Source organism: Acidisphaera rubrifaciens HS-AP3 (genome assembly GCF_000964365.1).
Taxonomy (GTDB): Bacteria; Pseudomonadota; Alphaproteobacteria; order Acetobacterales; family Acetobacteraceae; genus Acidisphaera; species Acidisphaera rubrifaciens.
Genome location: NZ_BANB01000493.1, coordinates 1 through 2,022, shown reverse-complemented (window position 1 = coordinate 2,022; position 2,022 = coordinate 1). Strand labels below are relative to the sequence as shown.

The 2,022-nt window shown below is 73.0% G+C and carries 3 protein-coding genes and 1 pseudogene; 2 read left to right on the top strand and 2 right to left on the bottom strand.

The annotated features are described in order from the left end of the window. A pseudogene (locus tag B8460_RS22025) lies at nucleotides 1-298 on the top strand (hypothetical protein); the annotation flags it as partial. A gap of 1 nt (nucleotide 299) precedes the next feature. Here B8460_RS22025 and B8460_RS13630 read toward each other — a convergent pair. Next, the gene (locus tag B8460_RS13630) at nucleotides 300-749 is read right to left on the bottom strand and encodes a phasin family protein (RefSeq protein WP_048862154.1); all 450 of its coding nucleotides are present in this window, start codon (nucleotides 747-749) and stop codon (nucleotides 300-302) included. 109 nt (nucleotides 750-858) lie between these two features. Further along, nucleotides 859-1,614: a hypothetical protein gene (locus B8460_RS22020; RefSeq protein WP_084623643.1), complete on the bottom strand. Its 756-nt coding sequence runs from the start codon at nucleotides 1,612-1,614 to the stop codon at nucleotides 859-861. A gap of 80 nt (nucleotides 1,615-1,694) precedes the next feature. On the opposite strand from B8460_RS22020, the gene B8460_RS13620 reads away from it, so the two are divergent. Continuing rightward, nucleotides 1,695-2,021, top strand: coding sequence for a YnfA family protein (locus B8460_RS13620; protein ID WP_048862153.1), 327 nt, complete (start codon nucleotides 1,695-1,697; stop codon nucleotides 2,019-2,021). Nucleotide 2,022: the final 1 nt, after the last annotated feature.

Below are 2,022 nucleotides of genomic sequence, written 5' to 3'. Positions count from 1 at the left end.
GGCGGCGGCGCTGGTCGGGGCGGCCGTACTCGGGCCGCCGGTCGCGCCGGCCGGGCGGTGGGGAGGACGCTGGTTCGGGCGGGCGGTGGCGCTGGGCGATGCGTCGTATGCGCTTTATCTCGTCCACCCGTTCCCGATGCGGCTTCTCGACCGCATCTGGCCGGCGAACGGCGGGTCGGCCGTCGTGCTGTCCTATATAATCGTGGCCTGTGCGATCAGCCTGGCGCTGGCGGTGGCCGTGCACCGCGCGGTGGAGCGCCCGCTCACCCGCGCGGCGCGGCGGCTGTTCGGCGTCTAGGTCAGCCCTTGATCGCTGCCTTGTCCATGATGGTGCGAACCTCGTCCATCGCCTCGGCGAAGCGCTTGTTGAGCAGGGCGATCGCCTCGTTGTTGGCGTGCTGGATCAGGTCCGACAGCTCCTTGAGGTTGGCGACGGCGTGCTCATAGGACTGCTTGAGCAGTTCGGCCTGCTTCGCCGCCTTGGCCGGCGCGCTCTCGACGGAGGCGACGGCCTTCATCGTCTCGGTCAGCTCGGCCATCGCCTGCTGCATGATCTCCATGTGCCGGCGGGCGACCATCTGCGCACCCTCGAGCGCCACGCGGTTGGCCGCGGACAGGGTCTCCATGTTGCGCCGGTAGGACGCGACGAACGCATCGAGGCCGGGCATGACCGGCATCTTCATCTCGTTGAAGAACTTGGTGAAATCGAACTCGGACAGCGCCTTCATCGGGTTGGGCAAGTCGGACATGGCACGCTCCTGCCTGATGGGTCCGGCCGCACCGGACCTCCGGCCCCGACGCTAGACCGGTCGCCTCCCGGTCTCAATGATCCGGCGCATGAAACTCCCCGCGACGGCGTCAGACCTGCGGCGAGGCCGGCGGGGGCGGCTCGGCCGGGGGAGCCGCGGGGGGTTCGGGGGGCGGCGGCGGCTCGACCGGGGCGGCGGCGGCCGCCTCGTGGGCCTCGGGGACTGCCGGCCCGGGGTCGGCAGCATGGTCTTCGGTCTTTACCGTCGCCGGGCGGCCGGGATGCAGCATCCGCTCCGCCTCCTCCGCCCGGCCGAGGGCGGCGTCCACCGCGCGCATCGTGGCGGACAGGTCCGCGCTGTCGTCATGCTCCCAGGCCCGCACCGCGTAGAGCCACACCGCCAGCAGGCCGCGCACCCGCAGCGCGCCACGCAGGCCCGTGGTGCCGACGCCGGCGCCGTCGAGGAGCCAAGCCATGCTGCGCTTGCTGGCCATCGTCATCAGCAGCGCCAGCGGCGGATCGGACGGCAGGTGGCGCAGCACGGCGCGTACGCCGTCGCGATGCGCCTGCAGCACGTCGAAGCGCTGCATGATCATGTCGAACAGCCGGTCGCGGACCGGGCCGGTGGCCGCCGCGGCGGCGGTCAGCGCCGCCTGATCGGCCATCACGCCGAAGCGCATCAGGATCGCGAGGCTTCCGGGAAACCGCGCCCGCGCGCGGGCGAGATCGAGGCCCGCGCGCTGGGCCGCCCGCACCACGCTGACCGCGCGCCAGCCCTTCTCGCCCGCGATGGCCATGGCGGCGCCCACGAGGGCCGCGTCGAAATCCCGGTCGCTGATGTGCCGGTCGGTGGACGGATCGTTCATGTCCCATGAGATAAGGCGGCGCGGTGTGCCTGCCAACGCCGCGCCGCCGCGTCCGCGGCGGAGATGTCAGGGGAGAGGTCGTGGGCACGATCGCCGCCTATGCCGGGGCCGCTCTGGCCGAGATCGCGGGCTGCTTCGCCTTCTGGGCCTGGCTCCGGCTCGGCCGGTCCGCCCTGTGGGTGCTGCCGGGGGCGGCGGCGCTGCTGCTGTTCGCCGTGCTGCTCACCCGCGTGGGCAGCGATGCCGCCGGCCGCGCCTATGCCGCCTATGGCGGCGTCTATATCGCGACGGCGCTGCTGTGGCTGTGGGCGGCGGAGGGGACGCGCCCGGACCGGTGGGACGTGCTCGGCGCCGGGCTGTGCCTGGTCGGCGCGGCGGTCATCGTGCTGGCGCACCGCGTGCGGTGAG

What these genes read in the sequence shown, in the direction of transcription:
- B8460_RS22020 (WP_084623643.1), bottom strand. Translation starts at nt 1,614, where the DNA reads ATGAACGATCCGTCCACCGACCGGCACATCAGCGACCGGGATTTCGAC.
- B8460_RS13630 (WP_048862154.1), bottom strand. Translation starts at nt 749, where the DNA reads ATGTCCGACTTGCCCAACCCGATGAAGGCGCTGTCCGAGTTCGATTTC.